20 protein-coding genes are annotated in these 20,774 nt (G+C 72.1%); 13 read left to right on the forward strand and 7 right to left on the reverse strand.

The genetic code is table 11. The annotated features are described in order from the left end of the window. Positions 1–21: 21 nt before the first annotated feature. Together IG54_RS0105325 and IG54_RS0105330 are read left to right on the forward strand one after the other, a co-directional pair. On the forward strand, positions 22–1,191 hold the full coding sequence (locus IG54_RS0105325) for an alpha/beta hydrolase (protein WP_051819284.1): 1,170 nt from the start codon (positions 22–24) through the stop codon (positions 1,189–1,191). Continuing rightward, positions 1,188–2,414, forward strand: a complete 1,227-nt coding sequence (locus tag IG54_RS0105330) for an acyltransferase family protein (protein WP_030777913.1) — start codon at positions 1,188–1,190, stop codon at positions 2,412–2,414. Before IG54_RS0105325 ends, IG54_RS0105330 begins: the two co-directional genes overlap by 4 nt. 207 nt (positions 2,415–2,621) lie before the next feature. Here the strand turns inward: IG54_RS0105330 and IG54_RS0105335 are convergent, their stop codons facing one another. After that, positions 2,622–3,650: an aldo/keto reductase gene (locus tag IG54_RS0105335; protein WP_030777915.1), complete on the reverse strand. Its 1,029-nt coding sequence runs from the start codon at positions 3,648–3,650 to the stop codon at positions 2,622–2,624. A gap of 6 nt (positions 3,651–3,656) precedes the next feature. Continuing rightward, a complete protein-coding gene (locus tag IG54_RS0105340; protein WP_030777917.1) occupies positions 3,657–4,130 on the reverse strand; it encodes a MerR family transcriptional regulator in 474 nt (157 codons plus the stop codon). Between the two features lie 243 nt (positions 4,131–4,373). Between IG54_RS0105340 and IG54_RS0105345 the strand changes: the two genes are divergently transcribed. Further along, positions 4,374–5,195 carry a serine hydrolase domain-containing protein gene (locus tag IG54_RS0105345; protein WP_037896403.1) on the forward strand — a complete coding sequence of 274 codons (822 nt, stop codon included), beginning with the start codon at positions 4,374–4,376 and terminating at the stop codon, positions 5,193–5,195. Positions 5,196–5,455: 260 nt separating this feature from the next. On the opposite strand, the gene IG54_RS0105350 is transcribed toward IG54_RS0105345, so the two are convergent. Next, on the reverse strand, positions 5,456–6,205 hold the full coding sequence (locus IG54_RS0105350; protein ID WP_063756191.1) for a pirin family protein: 750 nt from the start codon (positions 6,203–6,205) through the stop codon (positions 5,456–5,458). A 604-nt stretch (positions 6,206–6,809) separates the two neighbouring features. Here IG54_RS0105350 and IG54_RS0105355 point away from each other — a divergent pair. The 5 genes from IG54_RS0105355 (at position 6,810) to fabF (ending at position 11,757) form a co-directional block, all read left to right on the forward strand. Beyond that, a complete protein-coding gene (locus tag IG54_RS0105355; RefSeq protein WP_030777928.1) occupies positions 6,810–8,075 on the forward strand; it encodes a PucR family transcriptional regulator in 1,266 nt (421 codons plus the stop codon). 90 nt (positions 8,076–8,165) lie between these two features. Next, positions 8,166–9,077, forward strand: a complete 912-nt coding sequence (locus IG54_RS0105360) for an ACP S-malonyltransferase (protein WP_030777931.1) — start codon at positions 8,166–8,168, stop codon at positions 9,075–9,077. Between the two features lie 28 nt (positions 9,078–9,105). Continuing rightward, the gene (locus tag IG54_RS0105365; protein ID WP_030777933.1) at positions 9,106–10,107 is read left to right on the forward strand and encodes a ketoacyl-ACP synthase III; all 1,002 of its coding nucleotides are present in this window, start codon (positions 9,106–9,108) and stop codon (positions 10,105–10,107) included. Positions 10,108–10,176: 69 nt separating this feature from the next. After that, the gene (locus tag IG54_RS0105370; RefSeq protein WP_030777934.1) at positions 10,177–10,425 is read left to right on the forward strand and encodes an acyl carrier protein; all 249 of its coding nucleotides are present in this window, start codon (positions 10,177–10,179) and stop codon (positions 10,423–10,425) included. Between the two features lie 69 nt (positions 10,426–10,494). Beyond that, complete coding sequence (gene fabF, locus IG54_RS0105375; RefSeq protein ID WP_030777936.1) at positions 10,495–11,757, forward strand: beta-ketoacyl-ACP synthase II; 1,263 nt, start codon at positions 10,495–10,497, stop codon at positions 11,755–11,757. A gap of 99 nt (positions 11,758–11,856) precedes the next feature. On the opposite strand, the gene IG54_RS0105380 is transcribed toward fabF, so the two are convergent. Next, on the reverse strand, positions 11,857–12,351 hold the full coding sequence (locus IG54_RS0105380) for a DUF3145 domain-containing protein (RefSeq protein ID WP_030777937.1): 495 nt from the start codon (positions 12,349–12,351) through the stop codon (positions 11,857–11,859). A 341-nt stretch (positions 12,352–12,692) separates the two neighbouring features. Between IG54_RS0105380 and IG54_RS0105385 the strand changes: the two genes are divergently transcribed. Beyond that, positions 12,693–13,598: an SGNH/GDSL hydrolase family protein gene (locus IG54_RS0105385; RefSeq protein ID WP_030777940.1), complete on the forward strand. Its 906-nt coding sequence runs from the start codon at positions 12,693–12,695 to the stop codon at positions 13,596–13,598. A 31-nt stretch (positions 13,599–13,629) separates the two neighbouring features. Here the strand turns inward: IG54_RS0105385 and IG54_RS0105390 are convergent, their stop codons facing one another. Beyond that, entirely contained in the window at positions 13,630–16,107 is a 2,478-nt protein-coding gene (locus tag IG54_RS0105390; RefSeq protein WP_030777942.1) for a beta-glucosidase H, read from the reverse strand. A gap of 172 nt (positions 16,108–16,279) precedes the next feature. Between IG54_RS0105390 and IG54_RS0105395 the strand changes: the two genes are divergently transcribed. Further along, positions 16,280–16,864, forward strand: a complete 585-nt coding sequence (locus IG54_RS0105395) for a TetR/AcrR family transcriptional regulator (protein WP_030777944.1) — start codon at positions 16,280–16,282, stop codon at positions 16,862–16,864. A 9-nt stretch (positions 16,865–16,873) separates the two neighbouring features. Here IG54_RS0105395 and IG54_RS0105400 read toward each other — a convergent pair whose 3' ends face one another. Then, positions 16,874–18,067: an agmatine deiminase family protein gene (locus IG54_RS0105400; protein WP_234335984.1), complete on the reverse strand. Its 1,194-nt coding sequence runs from the start codon at positions 18,065–18,067 to the stop codon at positions 16,874–16,876. Positions 18,068–18,158: 91 nt separating this feature from the next. Between IG54_RS0105400 and IG54_RS0105405 the strand changes: the two genes are divergently transcribed. Together IG54_RS0105405 and IG54_RS0105410 are read left to right on the forward strand one after the other, a co-directional pair. Beyond that, a complete protein-coding gene (locus IG54_RS0105405; protein WP_030777950.1) occupies positions 18,159–18,734 on the forward strand; it encodes a TetR/AcrR family transcriptional regulator in 576 nt (191 codons plus the stop codon). A 128-nt stretch (positions 18,735–18,862) separates the two neighbouring features. Continuing rightward, a complete protein-coding gene (locus IG54_RS0105410; RefSeq protein WP_030777956.1) occupies positions 18,863–19,753 on the forward strand; it encodes an aminoglycoside phosphotransferase family protein in 891 nt (296 codons plus the stop codon). On the opposite strand, the gene IG54_RS0105415 is transcribed toward IG54_RS0105410, so the two are convergent. Next, the gene (locus IG54_RS0105415; RefSeq protein ID WP_063756192.1) at positions 19,719–20,372 is read right to left on the reverse strand and encodes a TetR/AcrR family transcriptional regulator; all 654 of its coding nucleotides are present in this window, start codon (positions 20,370–20,372) and stop codon (positions 19,719–19,721) included. The genes IG54_RS0105410 and IG54_RS0105415 overlap by 35 nt on opposite strands. Positions 20,373–20,482: 110 nt before the next feature. Between IG54_RS0105415 and IG54_RS0105420 the strand changes: the two genes are divergently transcribed. Then, the gene (locus IG54_RS0105420) at positions 20,483–20,719 is read left to right on the forward strand and encodes a hypothetical protein (RefSeq protein ID WP_030777960.1); all 237 of its coding nucleotides are present in this window, start codon (positions 20,483–20,485) and stop codon (positions 20,717–20,719) included. The last annotated feature ends 55 nt before the right edge of the window (positions 20,720–20,774 follow it).

Raw genomic sequence — 20,774 nt, forward strand, 5'->3', positions numbered from 1 at the left:
AAGCGGGGAGGGAGACCGGCCATGCGGCTTCGGTCATGGAAAGCACGGAGCAAGAGGGCGCTGGTCGCCGCCGCACTCACGACGACGGTCATGGCCGGCACGGTGGGCTGGACCACCGGCAATGAGCAGCAGCCGCTCACGGGCCCACCACCGGGCACGAGTTCCTGGCGCGCGGACCATAGCCTGGGGGTGCGCCTGCCGGACCCAGCGACCGCCTCTCCCAATCGCGTGGCCGCGTTCTTCGACACGCTGAGCGCCACCCGACGCCACGAGCTGATGGAGCGGCACCCCTCGGTCGTCGGCAATCTCGACGGAGCCCCGACTGCTCTTCGATACGAGGCCAACTCGCGCTTTCTGCGCGCCGAGCGAGCGCGCGAGCGTGCCCGATCGACCGACCCCGACCTCACCGCGCAGGAGCGCGAGCGCGCCCGCGCCTTGGTCGTGCGCTACGGCGAGCTGCTCTCCCCCGGCCGCCACATACTGGCCTTCGACCCAAGAGGCCGAGGGCAAGTCGCCGAGGTCTACGGCGACTTGGAGCGGGCGGAACACGTATCCGTAGTGGTGCCGGGCTCCGACATCGACCTGAGCACCTTCGACCGCGCCAACGACAAGTACGGCACGCCCGCCGGGATGGGCCGCTCCCTCTACGCGGCGGCCAGCCACCGCACCGCTGTGGTGGCCTGGGTGGGATACACCACGCCGGTCGGCCTCGGCACCGATGCCGCCACCGGTCGGCTCGCCGAGGCAGGAGCCCCGCGTCTCGCGCGCTTCACGCAGGGTCTGAGTGCATCCGGTGCTCCGCGGCCCGCCGTGTTCTGCCACAGCTACGGCTCGGTGGTGTGCGGCCTGGCCGCTCCGCGACTCGCCGCGACCGACCTGGTGGTGCTCGGCTCCCCCGGTATGCGGGCGGACAGCGTGGCCGACCTGAACACCGGCGCGCGGGTCTGGGCCGCCCGGGACGACAGCGACTGGATCGGCAAGGTGCCGAACGTCGAGCTGTTCGGGCTCGGCCACGGCGAGGATCCCACCGCACCCGGCTTCGGCGCCCGGCGCGTTCCGGCCGAGCAAGCAAAGGGCCACACCGGCTACTTCGCCCCGGGCACGGACTCCCTGCGGGCCTTCGTCCGTATCGCGGGCGGGGGCGACTCCACCGACACCGACGGCACCCGAACCATCGGAGCACGCACATGAGCCTCCCCGCCCTGAGCGGACTGCGCCGCGCGGCGTCCGCCATCGACAGCAAGACACCGCCCCACCGCGACCGGGCCATAGACGGGTTGCGCGCCCTGGCGCTGCTCGCCGTGCCCACCGGGCACTGGCTCCTGGGCGGCTTCACCCTCGACGCCGAAGGCGCGCTGCACAACGCGAGCCCGCTGGCCTCGTTCGGATTCTTCGCACCGGTGAGCTGGGTGCTCCAGATGCTGGGCATCTTCTTCCTCGTGGGCGGCTATGCCTCCACGCTGTCGTACCGCAGGGCGGTGGCACGGGGTGAGTCGACCGGTGGCTGGCTGCGCGGGCGCGTCGCTCGGCTCGGGCGACCGGTCCTCGGGGTCACGGCGGTCTGGGCCGCGCTGATCCCGGTGCTGTACGGACTGGGGGTGCCGGGCACGACACTGCGCACGGCGTCCACCCTGGTCATCCAGCCCCTGTGGTTCGTGGGCGTCTACATGGCGATCACAGCGCTCACCCCCTGGTGCATACGCGCGGCGGAGCGGCTGGGGGCCTGGGCCGCGGTGCCGTTGCTGGGGGCGGTCGCCATCGTCGACTTTCTGCGCTACGGCCCCTTCGCGGACGCCATGTCCTCCTGGCTTTCCCTGCTGAATCTGCTGCCGGGCTGGCTGTTCGCCTACCAACTGGGCGTTTCCTGGGGCGAGAAGAGGCTGGGAAAGCGTGGGGCCTGGCTGTTGCTCGTCGGCGGCTCGGCTCTGTTCTCCGTGCTGCTCCTCGTCTTCCACTATCCGGTGTCGATGGTCGGCGTCCCCGGTGAGGCCCGGACGAACTCACATCCGCCGTCCCTGCTGGTCCTCGCCCTCGCCGCCGTGCAGAGCGGCGCGGCGATCCTGTTGCGGAACCGCATCGGCCGACTGCTGCGCAGGCCGGGACTGTGGGCCCCGGTCGTCGTGGTCAACCTGACGGCGATGACGATCCTGTGCTGGCACCAGACGGCACTGCTCGCCGCGGCGGTACCCGGCTCGCTCCTCGGCGCGATACCGGGGTTGACGATGAGCCCCGACACGTTGGGCTGGATAGCCGCGCGGCTCGCCTGGCTTCCGCTCATCGCGGCGCTGCTGGTGCTGATAGGCCGCTACGCCCGGGCCTTCGAAACCCCGTGGAAGCGCGCGAGCCACACGCGACGGGCACTCGCTGGACTCCTGGCGGCCGGATTCGCGGTCTTCGCCCTGGGCCTCGCGTAAAGGGTGGCCCGCGTGAGCGGCCGGGGTGCCCCGGGTGCCGGGCCCCGGTGAGCAGCAATCCGCCTGGGAGTTGCTGGGCCCAGGGGTCCGACGAGCACCCTGGCCGGGTTGGACCCCAGCCAGAGCCTCGCCCACGGCCCGCCCGGCCAAGCGGACCCGAACAAGCGGACCCGAACAAGCAGACCCGAACAAGCGGACCCGATCTGACTACTCCCGGCCCGCCGAGGTGAAGGTCATGTCGGCATAGCGGTCGCCCGCGACATTGGTGGCGATCGGGGCGAGCAGGGCGAGATCCTCGTCGGAGAGGGTGATGCGGGTGGCCGCGGTGTTCTCCTCGACGCGGACGCGCTTGCGGGTGCCGGGGATCGGGACGACAGGCAGGCCGTGGACTGCGGACTGCTGCTGCACCCACGCCAGGGCGACCTGGCCGAGGCTCGCGCCATGGGCTTCGGCGACCGTGCGGACGGGGGCCAGGAGGGCCGCGTTGGCGGTGGCGTTGGCACCCGTGAAGCGGGGCTGCTGGCGGCGGAAGTCGTCCTCGCCCAGTTCCTTGTTGGCGTCGACGAACGCGCCGGTGAGGAAGCCACGGCCGAGCGGGGAGTAGGGCACGAGCGCCACGCCGAGCGCGGCGGCCGCGGGGACCACGCCCCGCTCGATGTCGCGGCTGAAGAGCGACCACTCGGACTGGACGGCGGCGATGGGGTGGACGGCGTGGGCGGCACGCAGTTCGTCGCCGGTGACTTCGCTCAGGCCGAGGTGCTTGACCTTGCCCGCGGTGACGAGGTCGGCCATCGCGCCGACGGCCTCCTCGATGGGGACGTCCGGGTCGCGGCGGTGCATGTAGTAGAGGTCGATGACGTCGGTGCCCAGACGGCGCAGGCTGGCTTCGACGCTGGATCGGATGTAGGAGGGAGAGTTGTCGATACGCCGCTTCGTCGGATTGTCCGGGTCGATGGCCAGGGCGAACTTGGTGGCGAGGACGATCTCGTCACGGTGCGCCTTGAGGAAGGGAGCGAGGAACTTCTCGTTCTCGCCCATGGCGTAGACGTCGGCGGTGTCGTAGAGGGTCACGCCCAGTTCGAGGGCGCGGTCCAGGGTGGCGCGGGCCTCCTCGGCGTCGGTCGGGCCGTAGGCGAAGCTCATGCCCATGCAGCCGAGGCCCTGGACACCGACCTCGGGGCCGTGGGTGCCGAGCCGGGCCGTGGCTATCTCGCCGTACGTGTTCTCAACCGTCATCAGTGTTCAGAGCCTCTCCGACGCCTTGCGGGCGCCCGCGTACATGTCGATCTTGTAGTCGAGGACGGCGAGGGTGTCCTGGAGTTCCGCGATGCGGGTACGGACGTCGCGCCGGGTCCGCTCCAGGAGTTCCTGGCGCTCGGTGAAGGTGTGCTCGCCCTCACGCACCAGTTCCGCGTAACGGACCATGTCCGCCACGGGCATCCCGGTCAGGCGGAGCTTGCCGACGAAGGCGAGCCAGTTCAGGTCACGGTTGCGGTAGCGGCGCTGGCCCGTGTGGGAGCGGTCGATGTGGGGCATCAGGCCGATCCGCTCGTACCAGCGCAGGGTGTACGCGGTGAGGCCGGTGAAGGTGGCGACCTCGCTGATCGTGTAGTGGTCCTCACCGTCCGGGCGCGGGGGCCCGGCCGGTACCGAGTCGCAGCGGGCGGACCCCGGTGCGGGGCGGGGTGGGGCGGGCGTGGTCTCCATCACCGTCATGTTCCACACGCTATGACCTTGGAGTGCGCTCCAAGCAAGTGGATTAGGCAGGCCAAGTGCGTTAGGGGGTCAAGTGGATTAGGGGGCAGAGGGCCGTCAGCCCATACACGTCACCACCTACACGTCACCATTTACACGTCGTTGCCATCGTCGTGGTCGCCATTGCCTCAGGGCGACGTCCACCCGAAGTCACTGGCGACCTCCACCCGAAGTCACTGATGGTTCCGGCGAGGAATTAGGCTCGTGGGCATGCAGAGCTTGGCGATGATCGAGAACTGGCCGGTTCCCACGGCTGCCGCCGCTGTCGTCCGTGCGGACGGGACTGTCGTCGGGGCGCATGGGCCGACGGACCGGCGCTTCGCCCTCGCCTCGGTCACCAAGCCGCTCGCGGCGTACGCGGTGCTGGTCGCCTACGAAGAGGGAGCGGTCGAGTTGGACGAGCCCGCCGGTCCTGAAGGGTCGACGGTTCGGCATCTGCTCGCGCACACCAGTGGACTCGCCTTCGACGAGCACCGGGTGACGTCGGCGCCGGGGACGCGGCGGCTGTACTCCAACGCGGGGTTCGATGTTCTCGGTGATCACATCGCCAAGGCGACGGACATTCCGTTCGCGGAGTATCTGCGGCAGGCGGTGCTGGAGCCGCTCGGGATGACCGCCACCGCGCTGGAGGGGGGCGGTTCGCCCGCCAAGGACGCAGTGTCCACGGTCGACGACCTCGTCAAGTTCGCCGCGGAGGTGCAGGCGCCTCGGCTGCTGGACGCGCGGACGGTGGCGGCGGCGATGACGGTGACGTATCCGGGGCTGAAGGGCGTGCTGCCGGGGTACGGGCATCAGAACCCCAACGACTGGGGGCTCGGATTCGAGATCCGGGACTCCAAGGTGCCGCACTGGACGGGGAGTTCATCTTCGCCGCGGACGTTCGGGCACTTCGGGCAGGCCGGGACGTTCCTGTGGATCGACCCGGACGCGGGCGCGGCTTGTGTGGCCCTCACCGACCGGCCCTTCGGGCCCTGGGCCGTGGAGGCCTGGCCGCCCTTCACCGACGCGGTGCTCGCGGAGCTGTGAGGGAGGGCTGCCCGCCTCGGCACGCGTAGCTGTGGAGGGACAGCCACCCGCTCGGCGCGCGGAGCCGTGAAAGGACATCCGCCCTGCTCGGCACGCGGAGCCGTGAAAAGACACCCGCTCCTGCTCGGCACACGGACCCATGAAAGGGCACCCCGCCCCTGCTCGGCACGCGGAGCCTTAAAAGGGCACCCGCCCCTGCTCGGCACGCAGAGCCAGGAACGGACAGCTACCCGCTCCGCACGCCGAGCCATGAAGGACGGCTACCCGCTCGACATCTCCCACACCAGCAGCTCGACCGCCGCCGCGCCCTCCACGGCCTCCCCCGCCGTTGCCCCTGTGACCTCCGTGACCCCCGCGCCCGCCACGGCCTCCGTGGCCTCCCCCGCGATGGCCACCACCTCCAGGCCCCGGTCCGTCTCGCCCGTGATGCGCGCCGCGTCGCCCGTGGCCAAGCGCTCGTTGCCCAGGCGTACTTCGCCGCGCACCACGTGGAGGTAGGTGAACGGCGCGTCCGGTAGGGCGGTGCGTTCGTTCGGGGACAGGCGTCGGATGTGGAGCAGGGCTCCCGCCCCGGGGATCTCGTACGGGGTGGAGTCGGCGATTCCGTGGACGACCGTGTAGGCGGGGTCGCCGCCCGGGGAGAGCGGGGCGAGCCACATCTGGACGAAGACGAGCGGGGCGTCGCCGTCGTTGCGTTCCACGTGGCGGACGCCGCCCGCCGCGGACAGGTGCTGGACATCGCCCGGGCGGACCAGGGATTCGTGGCCCGTCGAGTCGCGGTGGGTGAGTTCGCCCTCGACGACCCAGGTGACGATCTCGGTGTGGCTGTGCGGGTGTTCGTCGAAGCCCGCGCCGGGCGCGAGGCGCTCTTCGTTGCAGGCCAGGATCGCGCCGAAGCGGAGGTTGTCGGGGTCGTAGTGGGGCCCGAAGGAGAAGGCGTGGAAGGACTCGATGCCGTTCGCCGCCTCCCCGCCGCGGTACCGGTCGCCGGAGCGCCGTACGTCTATCACGCACTCCACGTTAGGGCCTGTCCGACGGGCTGGGGAGCGGGGCCCTGGCGGGCCGGGGAGCGGAGCCCTGGCGGGGCCGGGGAACGAGAGCCTGGCGGGCCTGAGGAGCGGAGCCCTGGCGGCCGGGGAGTGAGAGCCTGGCGGGCCCCGGGAGCGGAGCCCTTGCGGCCCCGGGGATCGGGGCCTTGGCGCGCTGGGGAGCAGGGCCCTGACAGGCTGAGAAGCGAGGCCCCGGCGGGCCCGGAGAGCAAGACCCCGGCGGGCCCGGGAAGCAAGACCCCGGCGGGCCGGGAAGCAAGGCCCTGGCAGGCGGAGGGACGAGGGCCTGGCGGCCGGGAAGCAAGGCCCTGGCAGGCTGAGGAGCAAGGCCCAGGCGGGCCCAGGGAGCGAGGCCCAGGTGGGCCGGGGAGCAGGGCCCTGACGCGCTAGAGACCGCGCTAGAGAGCGGGACCCTGGCGGGCCGGGAAGGGGGCCCCACGCATGCCTCGAGACGCGGGGCCGAGAAAGCAAAAGGGAGCCGTCGCCCCGGACGGGGCGGGATCCGCGGGGGTGGCCCTGGCCCCGGCACCGCATGTGCCCGCCCCGATAAGGCAGTCTTGTCCCCGTGCCCGAACCCTCAGCGAACGAAGCCCACCAGGAGTCCCAGCCGGGTTCCCCGCCCGGGTCCCACCCGGAGCCAGGAGCCGGGCCCCGGCAGGACCGCCGCACCCCTCACGCGCACACCGCGACCCTGAAGCGCCTGGAGAAGTCGTCAGGGAGCCTCGCGGCGCAGGCCATCGCGCGCATGGACGAGACGCTGTCCTGGTACCGGGCGATGCCGCCGGAGAACCGCTCCTGGATCGGTCTGGTGGCGCAGGCCGGTATCGCCGCGTTCACCGAGTGGTTCCGGCATCCGGACGCCCCCCAGGCCATTTCCACGGACGTCTTCGGGACCGCCCCCCGCGAGCTGACCAGGGCGATCACCCTGCGGCAGACCGTGGAGATGGTGCGTACGACGATCGAGGTGATGGAGTCGGCGATCGACGAGGTCGCGGCTCCGGGGGACGAATCCGTCCTCCGTGAGGCGCTGCTCGTCTACGCCCGTGAGATCGCCTTCGCCACCGCGCAGGTGTACGCGCAGGCCGCCGAGGCACGCGGTGCCTGGGATGCCCGCCTCGAGTCGCTCGTGGTGAACGCGGTGCTCTCCGGTGAGGCCGATGAGGGGGCCGTGAGCAGAGCGGCCGCGCTCGGCTGGAACTCGCCCGAGCACGTCTGTGTGGTCCTCGGTACGGCGCCGGACGGCGACAGCGAGCTGACCGTCGAGGCCATCCGGCGGGCCGCCCGGCACGCGAAGCTCCAGGTCCTGACCGGTGTCCTCGGTACCCGGCTGGTCGTCATCGCGGGCGGCAACAACAATCCGATGGCCGTGGCCAAGGCTCTGATCGGGCCGTACGCCGCCGGGCCGGTGGTGGCGGGGCCGATCGTGCCCGACCTGCTGGCAGCCACCCGTTCCGCGCAGGCCGCGGCGGCCGGGCTCAAGGCGAGTGCCGCCTGGCAGGACGCTCCGCGGCCCGTCCTCGCGGACGATCTGCTGCCCGAGCGCGCCATGGCGGGGGATCCGGCCGCCCGCGATCAGCTGGTGGAGGAGATCTACAGACCGTTGGAGGAGGCGGGCTCCGCGCTCCTGGAGACGCTGAGCGTCTATCTGGAGCAGGCGAGCAGCCTCGAAGGCGCCGCCCGGATGCTCTTCGTACACCCCAACACCGTGCGCTACCGGCTTCGACGTGTGACTGACGTCACCGGATGGTCGCCCTCCGATGTGCGCTCCGCGTTCACGCTCCGGATCGCGCTGATCCTGGGGCGTCTGGCCGACGGGGATCTCCAGTCGTAGGGCTTTTGTCGGGCCCCTACAATTCCCCCAGCCGTTCTTCGTCCCTGTCCCCACGGGCGGCTTACGCCGTCGACAAGAGAGAGTGTGAGAGTGCTCGTACTCGTCGCTCCCGGCCAAGGCGCTCAGACGCCCGGCTTCCTGACTCCCTGGCTCGACCTCCCCGGCGCCGCAGACCGCCTCGGCGCCTGGTCGGACGCCATCGGGCTCGACCTCGCCCACTACGGCACGCGAGGCGACGCGGATGAGATCCGCGACACCGCCGTGGCGCAGCCGCTGCTCGTGGCGGCCGGACTGCTGTCCGCCGCGGCACTCGGTGACATCGCGCCGGGCGCGGTCGCCGGGCACAGCGTGGGTGAGATCACGGCCGCCGCGTACGCGGGGGTGCTCACCGACGACGACGCCCTGCGCCTCGTACGCAAGCGTGGACTCGCCATGGCCGAGGCCGCCGCGGTCACGGAGACCGGTATGGCGGCGCTGCTCGGCGGCGACCCCGAGGTCACCGTCCCGCACCTGGAGAAGCTCGGCCTGACCCCGGCCAACGTGAACGGCGCGGGCCAGATCGTGGCCGCGGGCACCACGGACCAGCTCGCCGCTCTGGAGGCCGACAAGCCCGAGGGCGTGCGCAAGGTCGTCACGCTCAAGGTCGCGGGCGCCTTCCACACGCACCACATGGCTCCCGCGGTGGCGCAGCTGGAGGAGGCCGCCGGCGGTCTCGCCCTCTCCGACCCGAGGTTCACCTATGTCTCGAACCGCGACGGCAAGGCCGTGGCCACCGGCGCCGAGGTGATCGAGCGCCTGGTCGGCCAGGTCGCCAACCCGGTCCGCTGGGACCTGTGCATGGAGACGTTCCGTGAGATGGGCGTCACCGCGCTGGTCGAGGTGTGCCCCGGTGGCACGCTGACCGGCCTGGCCAAGCGCGCGCTGAAGGGCGTCCAGACCCTCGCGGTGAAGACCCCCGATGATCTCGACGCGGCCCGCGCGCTCGTCGCCGAGCATTCCTGAGCCGACGACAGACAAGGAGCCGTAGCGCATGTCGAAGATCAAGCCCAGTCAGGGCGCCCCGTACGCGCGGATCATGGGCGTCGGCGGCTACCGGCCCACCCGTGTCGTGCCGAACGAGGTGATCCTGGAGACGATCGACTCGTCCGACGAGTGGATCCGTTCCCGCTCGGGCATCGCCACCCGCCACTGGGCCTCCGACGAGGAGACCGTGGCCGCGATGTCGATCGAGGCGGCGGGCAAGGCGATCGCCGACGCGGGCATCACGCCCGCGCAGATCGGCGGCGTGATCGTCTCGACGGTCTCGCACTTCAAGCAGACCCCGGCCATCGCGACCGAGATCGCGGACAAGATCGGCGCGGGCAAGCCCGCCGCGTTCGACATCTCCGCGGGCTGCGCCGGCTTCGGTTACGGTCTGACGCTGGCCAGGGGTATGGTCACCGACGGCTCGGCCGAGTACGTCCTGGTCATCGGCGTGGAGCGGCTGAGCGACCTCACCGACCTGACCGACCGCGCGACGGCGTTCCTGTTCGGTGACGGTGCCGGTGCCGTGGTCGTCGGCCCCTCCAAGGAGCCGAGGATCGGTCCGACGGTCTGGGGCTCGGAGGGCGACAAGTCCGAGACGATCAAGCAGACCGAGTCCTGGGAGGCGTACCGCAACGGCGCCCCCGACAAGTTCCCTGCCATTACGCAGGAAGGCCAGGCGGTGTTCCGCTGGGCCGTGTTCGAGATGGCGAAGGTCGCCCAGCAGGCGCTGGACGCGGCCGGAATCACCGCGGACGACCTGGATGTCTTCATTCCGCATCAGGCCAACGAGCGGATCATCGACTCGATGGTGAAGACTCTGAAACTGCCGGAACACGTCACGGTCGCCCGTGACGTGCGCACCACCGGTAACACCTCGGCCGCCTCGATCCCGCTCGCGATGGAGCGGCTTCTGGCGACCGGCGAGGCGAAGAGCGGCGACACCGCGCTCGTCATCGGCTTCGGGGCGGGTCTCGTGTACGCCGCCACGGTCGTTACCCTCCCCTAGGCATCACGTCCGGATCACCCGGTCCGGGAACATGCCACCCCCTCTGGATACATACGAAGGAGCGCCAACATGGCCGCCACTCAGGAAGAGATCGTCGCCGGTCTCGCGGAGATCGTGAACGAGATCGCCGGCATCCCGGTCGAGGACGTCCAGCTGGACAAGTCCTTCACCGACGACCTGGACGTCGACTCGCTGTCCATGGTCGAGGTCGTCGTCGCCGCCGAAGAGCGCTTCGACGTCAAGATCCCGGACGACGACGTCAAGAACCTCAAGACGGTCGGCGACGCGACCAAGTACATCCTCGAGCACCAGAACTGACCGAGCCGTGCTCTGTCGCCACCCGGCGGTGGCGCCGCTGATCCCCTCAACACCGTGGAGAAATTTCCTGTGAACTCGACCAATCGCACCGTGGTCGTCACCGGTATCGGCGCAACCACACCGCTGGGTGGCGACGCAGCATCGACGTGGGAGGGCCTGCTCGCGGGCCGCTCCGGCGTCAGCACGCTGGAACAGGACTGGGCAGCCGAGCTGCCGGTCCGTATCGCCGGTCAGATCGCCGTGGAGCCGGGCGAGGTCATTCCCCGCCCGCAGGCGCGCAAGCTGGACCGTTCGGCGCAGTTCGCGCTGATCGCGGCCAAGGAGGCCTGGGCCGACGCGGGCTACACCGCGAAGGCGGGCGAGGACACTTCCGTGGACCCGCACCGCCTCGGCGCGGTCATCGCCTCCGGCATCGGCGGTGTGACCACGCTTCTGGACCAGTACGACGTGCTGAAGGAGAAGGGCGTACGCCGCGTCTCCCCGCACACCGTGCCGATGCTGATGCCCAACTCCCCGGCGGCCAACGTCGGCATCGAGCTGGGCGCCCAGGCGGGCGTCCACACCCCGGTGTCGGCCTGCGCCTCGGGCGCGGAGGCCATCGGCTACGCGGTCGAGATGATCCGCACCGGCCGCGCCGACGTGGTCGTCGCGGGCGGCACGGAGGCGGCGATCCACCCGCTGCCGATCGTCGCGTTCGGCAACATGATGGCGATGTCCAAGAACAACGACGACCCGCAGGGCGCCTCGCGTCCCTACGACGCGGACCGCAACGGCTTCGTGCTCGGCGAGGGCGCCGGTGTGATCGTCCTGGAGTCCGAGGAGCACGCCAAGGCCCGCGGCGCGAAGATCTACGCGGAGGCCGTCGGCCAGGGCATCTCGGCCGACGCGCACCACATCACGCAGCCCGAGCCGTCCGGCAACGGCATCGCCGCGGCCTTGCAGAACCTGATCGACACGACGGACCTCAAGCCGGCCGAGATCGTGCACGTGAACGCGCACGCCACCTCGACCCCGCAGGGTGACGTCGCCGAGATCAAGGCGCTGCGCAAGGCGTTCGGCGACGACGTCGACCACATGGCGATCGCCAGCACCAAGTCGATGACGGGTCACCTGCTCGGTGGCGCGGGCGGCGTGGAGACCGTGGCCACGGTCCTCGCGCTCAAGCACCGCATGGCCCCGCCGACGATCAACATCGAGAACCTCGACCCCGAGGTCGACGCGGACGTCATCCGCGACGAGGCCCGCCAGCTGCCCGAGGGCCACATCGTGGCGCTGAACGACTCGTTCGGCTTCGGCGGCCACAACGTGGTCCTGGCGTTCCGGAGCGTCTGACCCGGTCGTACGTACGTACCCGAAGGGGCCCCCACCGCATGGTGGGGGCCCCTTCGGGTTACCCGGGCCAGGTGTCGGACGGCCTGGTGCGGCGAGGTGTCAGACGACCTGGTGCAGCCACCGCACCGGCGCGCCCTCGCCCGCGTAGCGGAACGGTTCCAGTTCGTCGTCCCAGGGCTTGCCGAGGAGCTTCGCCAGCTCGGCCTCCAGGTCGCTCTCGCCGCGCTGCGAGCGGGCGAGGGCGGCGCGCAGGCGGTCCTCGGGGATGAGGATGTCGCCGTGCAGGCCGGTGACGGCGTGGAAGATGCCGAGGTCGGGCGTGGCGCTGTACCGCTCGCCCTCGGCGCTCGGGCACGGCTCGGCCGTGACCTCGAAGCGCAGCAGGGACCAGCCGCGCAGGGCGGAGGCGAGCTTGGAGGCGGTGCCCACCGAGCCCTTCCAGGAGAATTCGGATCTCCAGGTGCCCGGCGCGGCGGGCTGCCTGATCCAGTCGAGGCTCACACGCGCGCCGAGTACGCCCGCGACGGCCCACTCGACGTGTGGGCACAGCGCGCGCGGAGCGGAGTGCACGTACAGAACTCCACGTGTCGTCACCGGGACCTCCAGTGTGGGTCGAGGTTCGCCTTCCCCAGCGGCCTCGCGCCCGTGCCGAGCAATTTTCCCCAAAGGGTAGAGAAACCTGGGAAAAGGGGACAGATGTGACGTGATGTAATTTAGCGGAACCACAGCAGCGGGGCGTCACCGGGTGGATCACCCGCCTGTCGCCGCCGTGACAGCGGTGGCCCGGCGGCTACGGGGCGAGGCTACCGTGCGGCAGGGCAAGGAGGGTGACGTACCGTCGGTCCCGGGGCCGGGAAACTCCGACCTTTCACCCGGCGGGGCGCAACCCCGGCCGCGCGCACGACGTCACGTTGAACGACAGAGGGGACCAGGGGATGCGGAACCGCAGGCACCGCTCGCGTGCCGTCGCAGCTCTCGCGGCGGCGGCCTTCCTCGGCACCGCGTCGCTCACGGCGTGTGACGCGCAGGGGGGCAACGCCTCGGCCCCCGGTCCGTCCGCGCACGGCAAGCCGTCCCCCAGGCCCACTCCAGCCTGGGACACCACGCCCCGCTCGCTGGTGGCGATCGGCGACTCCATCACCCGCGGCTTCGACGCCTGCTCGGTCCTCTCCGACTGCCCGGAGGCTTCGTGGGCGACCGGCACGGACGCCGAGGTGCGCAGCCTCGCGTCCCGGCTGCTCGGGAAGCGGGCCGCCTCGCACAGCTGGAACCACGCGAAGACCGGCGCCCGGGTGGCGGATCTGGCCGGGCAGGTCGAGCGGGCCGTCGTGGAGCGCCCCGAGTTGGTGACGGTGATGGTGGGCGCCAATGACGCCTGCCGTTCGACGCCCGCCGCGATGACGCCGGTCGCGCGGTTCCGCGCGGACTTCCAGGAGGCGATGCGCACGCTGCGCCGCTCGCTGCCGAAGGCGCAGGTGTACGTGTCGTCGGTGCCGGATCTGAAGCGGCTCTGGTCGCAGGGGCGCACGAACGCGCTGGGCAAGCAGGTGTGGAAGCTGGGCATCTGCTCGGCCATGCTGGCCGACCCGGACGATCTGGGCGCCGAGGCGTCCGAGCGGCGGGAGTCGGTGCAGGACCGCGTGGTGGCGTACAACGAGGTGCTCGAAGAGGTGTGCGAGAAGGATCGGCGGTGCCGGTACGACGGCGGGGCGGTGTTCGACTATCGCTTCGACGGTGACCAGTTGAGCCACTGGGACTGGTTCCACCCCAGCAAGAACGGCCAGGCACGCCTGGCCGAGCTGGCCTACCGGCAGGTGACCGCGCGCAAGCCTCCGGCCTAGGCCACAGGCGCTCCCTCCGGCACCGCGCCCCTTACAGGGTGGCCCGGAGCACCCTGGTCAGACGCAGGTCCGCGATCGAGCGGCCCGCCTGGACCTCGTAGGAACCCGCCTGGTACGCCCATGAGTTGGATACCTCGTCCCAGATCTCGAAGGCGCGGCGCGGGAGTTCCACGGTGGCCCGGACGCTCTCGCCCGGCGCCGCCTCGACGGTCGCGAACCCCGCGAGCCAGCGGGCCGGGCGGGCGGGGTCGGGCTCGGTGGGGGCCAGGTAGAGCTGGACGACCTCGCGGCCCGCGCGGCGGCCGGAGTTGCGGAGGCGGACCGTGGCCGTCGTGCCCTCGACCGTGAGCGACTCGTACGCCCAGTCGGTGTAGCCGAGGCCGTGGCCGAACGCGTACGAGGGGGTGGCGCCCATCCTCTCCCAGGCGCGGTAGCCGATGAACACGCCCTCCCGATAAGCGAGTTCGGAGTTGCTCGGGGTGACTTCCGTGACGGGGGCGGCGGCGAGGTCGCCCCAGGTGGTGGGGAGTCGGCCGCCCGGCTCCTCGGCGCCGAGGAGGACGTCGGCGAGGGCGGCGCCGCCCTCCTGGCCGGGGAACCAGCCGAGCAGGACCGCGGCGACGTCGTCGCGCCACGGCAGCTCCACCGGGGAACCGGAGTTGACGACGACCACGGTGCGGGGGTTGGCGGCGGCCACCGCGCGGACCAGGTCGTCCTGGCGGCCCGGCAGCCTCAGGTCCCGGCGGTCGAAGCCCTCGGACTCGACGCGCTCGGTGGTGGCGACGACCACGACGGCGGTGTCGGCGCCGCGTGCCGCCTCGACGGCCTCGGACATCAGTTCGTCGTCGGCGCGTCGCGGGCCGAGGTGGACGAGGGAGAACAGCACGCCGGGCAGCGGAGCAGCGGCCTTCTTGTCGAGCCGGTGGAGCAGGGACACCTCGACGGGCTCGCCCGCGGTGAGGGCCACCGTGCCGCGTTCGACCGGGGAGCCGAAGAGCGCCTCGAACGGGTCGGCCCCGGCGTCCGCGTGCTGGACTCCGTCGTAGAGGACCCGGCCGCCGACCGTGAGCGTGAAGCCGCCGAGGCCGCGCGTGCCGAAGGAGTGCTCGCCGCTCTCGCGCGGCGTGAACGTGCCGAGCACCTCGACGCTCGCCATGGCCTCGTGGGTAACGCCTTCGGGCAGGTCGTCGCCGATCCACTGGACCTGGCCGATGGGCAGGCCGCCCTCGCCCAGGATGTCGCCGTCCGCGTCCCGGCAGCGGGCGCGCAGCTCGAACCCCTTGTCGGCGGGGGCGAGTTCGTCGCTCGGGTCGGCCCCGACGGCGTAGGTGAGGGCGCCCTCGGGCAGGGCGGCGGCCAGGCCGTCGAGCGGGGAGACGACACGGGCGGGGAAGACGGTGGCGGAGCCGCCGCCGAGGACGCGGGCGTCGCGGGCGGCGGCGCCGATCAGGGCGATCCTGCCGGTGGAGCGGTTGAGCGGCAGGGTCTGGTTGTCGTTGCGTACGAGGACGAAGGAGCGGCGGGCGATCTCGCGGGCCAGGGCCACGCCGTCGATCTCGGCGGGGGTCCGCGTCACGACCGGCTCGGCGCCTTCGAGCACGCCGACACGCGCGGCGAGGCGCAGGACGTTGCGGACGGCGTCGTCGACCGCCCCTTCCGCCGCCTCCCCCGCGCGGACGGCGGCGGCGAGCGGCTCGCCGTACACGGTGCGGGGTCCCGGCATGGCGATGTCGAGGCCGCCCTCGATGGCGCCGGTGGTGGAGCGGGCGGCCATCCAGTCGGAGACGTTGCAGCCGTCGAAGCCCCATTCACCGCGCAGGACCTCGTTCACGAGGTAGCGGTGTTCGGTCATCGTCACGCCGTTGACCTGGTTGTAGGCGGTCATGATGCCCCAGGGGTGGGCGCCCGCGACGATCGCCTCGAAGGGCGCGAGGTACAGCTCGCGCAGGGCGCGCGCGCCGATCCTGTTGTCGACGGTGAAGCGTTCGGTCTCGGCGTCGTTGGCGACGAAGTGCTTGACGGTCGTGCCGACGCCGCCGGACTGCACGCCCTGGACGTAACCGGTGCCGATCACGCCCGTCAGATACGGGTCCTCGCTGTACGCCTCGAAGTGGCGGCCGCCCAGCGGGGTGCGGTGGAGGTTGACGGTCGGCGCGAGCAGTACGTGCACGCCCTTGCGGCGGGCCTCCTGCGCGAGAAGTGCCCCGGCGCGGCGGGCCAGGTCCTGGTCCCAGGTGGCGGCGAGGGCGGTCGGGGACGGCAGCGCGATGGACGGGTCGTCGGCGGTCCAGCGGGTGCCGCGCACGCCGATCGGGCCGTCGGACATGACCAGGGGCTTCAGGCCGATCTCCGGGAGGGCGTGCAGGGACCACATGTCACGGCCGCCGAGCAGGCGGGCCTTGGCGTGCGGGCCGAGCTTGCCGAGCGCGGCCTCGACGACCGCCTCCCGCGCCCGATCCGCGTCCGTGGTCTCGGTGGCCGTGGTCTCGGTGGGCTTGCGTGCCGCCATGGCAGTGCCTCCTCGTTGAGTCCGGGTCGGCCGGTACGCGCCGGCTGCCCCATCCTGCATCGCCTACCTGTTGATCGGTAGGTTTCGTGATGCGGCCGTTACATGAAGATGTCGTACGGTCCTTCGAGCGGGGCCACACGTCCTGCGGGGAAGCCGAGGGAGAGGTGCGGACATGGCGGTGGGCAGGGCGAGGCCCAGGGGCGAGGAGCGGCGCGCGGAGATCCTCCGGGCCGCCCTGGAGGTGATCGCCGAGCGCGGCTACCGGGGCGCGAGCCTCGGGGCGGTCGCCGAGCGGGTCGGGCTCACCCAGCAGGGCCTGCTGCACTACTTCCCCACCAAGGAGGCGCTGCTGGTGGCCGTCCTGGAGGCCCGCGACCAGTGGGACGCGGTGCCGCACGGCGAGTGGCGGCTCGACCTGCTCGGCTCGCTGGTGGAGTACAACGCGATGCGGCCCGGCATCGTGCAGACCTTCTCCGCGCTGCTCGGCGAGAGCGTGACGGACGGGCATCCGGCACGCCCCTTCTTCACCGGGCGGTACGAGGCGGTGCGCGAGAGCTTCGCGGCGGTGCTGCGCGCCGAGTACGGGGAGCGGCTGCCGGGCGGGCTCACCCCCGAGGCGGCGGCCCCGCTGATGGTGGCGGTGATGGACGGCTTGCAGTACCAGTGGCTGCTCGATCCCGAGTCGGTGGACATGCCGGGGGCGTTCAGGGCCTTCCTCGCGCTCCTGGGCGCCGGCCCCGGTCAGCGCCTCGACTGACGCCTCGCCTCACGGCGCCTTCGGCAGCTGCTGGGTCGCGCAGTGGATGCCGCCGCCGCCCTCGCCGAGCGCGTTCACCGGGAGCTGGGTGACCTTGCGCCCCGGGTACAGGTCCCGGACGATCGAGGCGGCGTCGCTGTCGGCCTTCCTGTCGCCGAAGCGGGGCATGATCACGGCGCCGTTCGCCACGTAGTAATTGACGTAGCTCGCGAGGAAATCGGGGCCTCGGCGGCCGATGTGCGCCGGTTCGGGGAGGGAGACCAGGTCGAGGGAGCCGCCCCGGGCGTCCTTCGCTTCGGACAGAGCCTCGCGGGCCTGCCGGTAGGCCTTCGCCCAGACGTCGTCGGGGGCCGTGGGCGAGGGCGTGCTCATGACCACCACGCCCGGTTCGGCGAAGCGGGCCAGGGCGTCGATGTGGTAGTCCGTGATGTCCTCGCCCCTGACGCCGTCCACCCAGAGGACCTGGGTGACGCCGAACAGTGCCTTGAGCGCGCGCTCGATGTCGTCGCGGGACGTGCCGGGGTTGCGGTTGTCGTTGACCAGTGAACTCTCGGTCGCGAGCAGTGTGCCCGCCCCGTCGACCTCGATCGCGCCTCCCTCGCCGACGATCGGCGCCCGTACGCGGGGGGCGCGCAGGCCGGACAGGATCCGGCGGGCGACCTGGCTGTCGCGGGCGTGTTCCTGCTTGCCGCCCCAGCCGTTGAAGTTGAGGTCGACGCCCGCGACGCCGTCGGGGCCGAGCACGAAGCTCGGGCCCGTGTCCCGCATCCACAGGTCGTCCACCGGGACGGGCAGGATCTCCACTCCCGAGCCGCAGGCCCGGCGGGCCGCCCTCGCGTCCCGCTCGTCCGCGAGGAGCGTGACCGGTTCGAATTCCGCGATCGTCCGGGCGATCCGCGCGATGTCCTCCCGTACGGCATGGGTGTACGCCTTCCAGACGCGGCGGCTCGGCCAGGACATGTACGTCAGCTCGTGCGGGGCCGCCTCGTCCGGCATACGGCGGTCGCCGCCGGGCTCCGCGGCCGCGGGGCCGGTGCGGTCCGGCGCGGGGCCGCGACCGTCCGGCCCGCCGCCGCAGGCGCTCAGCGCCGCCGTGCCGAGCGCCGCGAGGGCGCCTGCCCCAACAGCCCGCCGCCCGGGCAGCCCGCTTCCGCTGCCCGATGCCCTGCTCCATGCCCTGCCCGATGTCATTCCGGATGCCATGACGATCTCCTGACTGAAAATTTAGTCAGTTCGAGCGTAAGGCATCATCGAGGCCGGACCCAGTCGATTCCCCAGGCAGTGGAGCAGCGCGATGCCGGACAGGCCCACCCAGATCCTCGAAGCCGCCGCCCGGCTGATCGCCCGGCGCGGAGTGCGCGGGCTGCGCGTGGAGGAGGTCTCCACGGAGGCCGGGGTGTCGACCGCGCTGATCTACTACCACTTCAAGGACCGCGCCGGACTGCTCCGCCGCACCCTGGAATTCATCAGCCGCCGCGCCGTCCGCTACACCGACGCCGCCCTCGAGAACTCCGCCGACCCCCGCACCCGGCTCACGGACCTGCTGCTCCTCGAACTCCAGGACACGCCGCGCGTACGGGAGAACAGCGCGGCCTGGGGCGAGCTGCGCGCCACCGCGGTCTTCGACCCCGATCTGCGGGAGCGGCTGTCCGTCGCCACCGAGGAGTGGGCCGACGACCTCGCCCACCTCATCCGGCAGGCGCGGGCCGCCGGGCTGACCGCGGCCGACGTCGACCCGCGGGCCGCGGCCGAACGGCTCACCGCTCTGGTCGAGGGCGTCAGCGAGCGGTGGCTGAGCGGCACGACGACCCTCGACCGCGCGCATGAACTGCTGCGCGGGGCCGTCGCCGTGGAGCTGGGGCGGCCCTGACCCGCGGTCAATTCGGTTGACCGGGTGGCCCGCGGGCGCTTCCATGCGGAGCCGGACCGGCGAAGGGACGCCGGGAGCAGCCGAGGGGGCGTCATGAGCAGCGGAGTGGGCGAGTGAGTGCCGGCAAGATGCACGCGGACGAGGCCGATATCGACGAGGACCTCGTCGGCCGTCTCATCGCCGCGCAGTTCCCGGCCTGGGCCGGGCTTGGCGTGCGGCGGGTGGGCTCAGCGGGGACGTCGAACGTCATGTACCGGCTCGGCCGCGACATGGTCGTACGCCTCCCCCGGCTCGCGGGGTCGGCCGAGGACGTGGAGCGGGAGCACCGCTGGCTGCCCCGGCTCTCGGCGGCGCTGCCCGTCGCGATCCCCGTGCCCCTCGCCCAGGGCGTGCCGGGCGAGGGCTACCCCTACGCCTGGTCCGTCTTCCGCTGGCTGGACGGGGCGACGCCCGACCCGGGGCGGCCCCTCGCCGAGCCCGGTCTGTTCGCCAAGGACGTCGCGGAGTTCCTGATCGCCTTGCGCGGGGTCGACCCGGCGGGGGCACCCGCCGCCTACCGCTGCGAGCCGCTGGCCGAGCGCGACGGCTCCACCCGTGAGGTGATCGCCGGGCTGCGCGGTCTCGTGGACGCCGGGGCCGCGGCCGCCGTGTGGGACGCCGCCCTGCGCGCGCCCGCCTGGCAGGGGCCCGCCGTGTGGGTGCACGGGGATCTCCAGCCGGGGAACGTCCTCGTGGACCGTGGTCGCCTCAGCGCGGTCATCGACTTCGCGTGCATGGGCGTGGGCGACCCCGCCGTCGACCTGATCTCCGCGTGGTACTTGATGGACGCCGGGGCCCGCGAGGCCTTCCGTGCCGCGCTCGGGCCGGGCACGGACGACGCGATGTGGGCGCGCGGGCGGGGCTGGGCCCTCACCATCGCCCTCAACGAACTCCGGTACTACCGCGAGACGAACCCGGTGATGGCGGACATCGCGCGCCGCGTTCTCAGTCGGCTGTTTGAGGGAGGGAGCGGGAGCTGACCGACTCGGGCTCGGGCTCGGGCGAGGTCCCGAGCCCCGCCGCGTAGCGTCGCAGCGCCCCCATCGCGGACTCCGCCGTCTGGTGGCCCACCAGCACCTGCCCGGTGAGTCCCTCCGCCATGGCGAGGAGGGCGCGGGCCTCGGCCGCGGGGTTCAGGGAGGTGTGGAACTCCCCGGTGGACATCCCGTAGTCGAGCAGCCAGACGAGGAGTTCGTGCAGCTTCGCGTATGTCTCGCGGAGCACCGTGGCCAGGGGCTCGCTCACCGCCGCGTGGGCGACGAAAGCGCCCCAGACCTGCGCCTCCGCCCGGTCGTCCGGTTCGACGAGCGCGAGCGCCGCCAGGGTGCGGTCCAGGAGTGTCGCGGCCGAACGGGGCGTGCCGGAGGCCTCGATGCCGGCCCGCGCCCGCTCACCGGCCCGCGCCGAGATGTCCTCAAGGGCGAAGAGCAGCATCTCGTCCTTGGTGCGGAAACAGCGCTGGACCGCCCCCATGGACACGCTCGCCTCGGCGGCGACATCGCGCAGGCTGACGGCCTCCATCCCGGAGCGGGCGATCAGCGTGCGGACCGCTTCGGCGATGCGGCGGCGCCGGTCCTCGTAGTCGACCTGCTTGGGCACGGGCGGGCCTCCAGTTTTCCGATGCGGTTGCATCATATCTCGTCGCGAGGCATCATCGAGGCGCGTTCCGATGCAACCGCATCGAAAACTGTGTTCGGGGAGACGTACTCATGGCAACGCGCACCAAGAAATCCTCCGAGGGCCTGCTGTCCCTCTTCGGCCTCATCCTGCTCGTGCAGGGCTTCGGCTCCGCGATCACGGAAGCCGTCTGGGACACCAGCTTCGGCGTCTCGGCCCTGCTGCGGGAGGCGAACGCCCCGGCGTGGGCGGATCCGGCGGTCGGCGTGCTCGGCTGCGTCCTGCTCGCGGTAGCGGCACGCCGCCGATTCGCCCGGGGTGAGGCGTAGCGCTCGCCCCGTCCGTCCCGCGATACTTCCGCCACCCCATCGGTTACGGAAGGAC

The organism is Streptomyces sp. NRRL S-920 (genome assembly GCF_000717945.1).
GTDB lineage: Bacteria > Actinomycetota > Actinomycetes > Streptomycetales > Streptomycetaceae > Streptomyces > Streptomyces alboniger.

Coding starts and splice junctions, on each gene's coding strand:
- IG54_RS0105400 (WP_234335984.1), bottom strand. CDS start 18,067: ATGGCATCCGGAATGACATCGGGCAGGGCATGGAGCAGGGCATCGGGC.
- IG54_RS0105330 (WP_030777913.1), top strand. CDS start 1,188: ATGAGCCTCCCCGCCCTGAGCGGACTGCGCCGCGCGGCGTCCGCCATC.
- IG54_RS0105365 (WP_030777933.1), top strand. CDS start 9,106: ATGTCGAAGATCAAGCCCAGTCAGGGCGCCCCGTACGCGCGGATCATG.
- IG54_RS0105405 (WP_030777950.1), top strand. CDS start 18,159: ATGCCGGACAGGCCCACCCAGATCCTCGAAGCCGCCGCCCGGCTGATC.
- IG54_RS0105340 (WP_030777917.1), bottom strand. CDS start 4,130: ATGACGGTGATGGAGACCACGCCCGCCCCACCCCGCCCCGCACCGGGG.
- IG54_RS0105395 (WP_030777944.1), top strand. CDS start 16,280: ATGGCGGTGGGCAGGGCGAGGCCCAGGGGCGAGGAGCGGCGCGCGGAG.
- IG54_RS0105325 (WP_051819284.1), top strand. CDS start 22: ATGCGGCTTCGGTCATGGAAAGCACGGAGCAAGAGGGCGCTGGTCGCC.
- IG54_RS0105385 (WP_030777940.1), top strand. CDS start 12,693: ATGCGGAACCGCAGGCACCGCTCGCGTGCCGTCGCAGCTCTCGCGGCG.
- IG54_RS0105370 (WP_030777934.1), top strand. CDS start 10,177: ATGGCCGCCACTCAGGAAGAGATCGTCGCCGGTCTCGCGGAGATCGTG.
- IG54_RS0105335 (WP_030777915.1), bottom strand. CDS start 3,650: ATGACGGTTGAGAACACGTACGGCGAGATAGCCACGGCCCGGCTCGGC.
- IG54_RS0105410 (WP_030777956.1), top strand. CDS start 18,863: ATGCACGCGGACGAGGCCGATATCGACGAGGACCTCGTCGGCCGTCTC.
- IG54_RS0105390 (WP_030777942.1), bottom strand. CDS start 16,107: ATGGCGGCACGCAAGCCCACCGAGACCACGGCCACCGAGACCACGGAC.
- IG54_RS0105420 (WP_030777960.1), top strand. CDS start 20,483: ATGGCAACGCGCACCAAGAAATCCTCCGAGGGCCTGCTGTCCCTCTTC.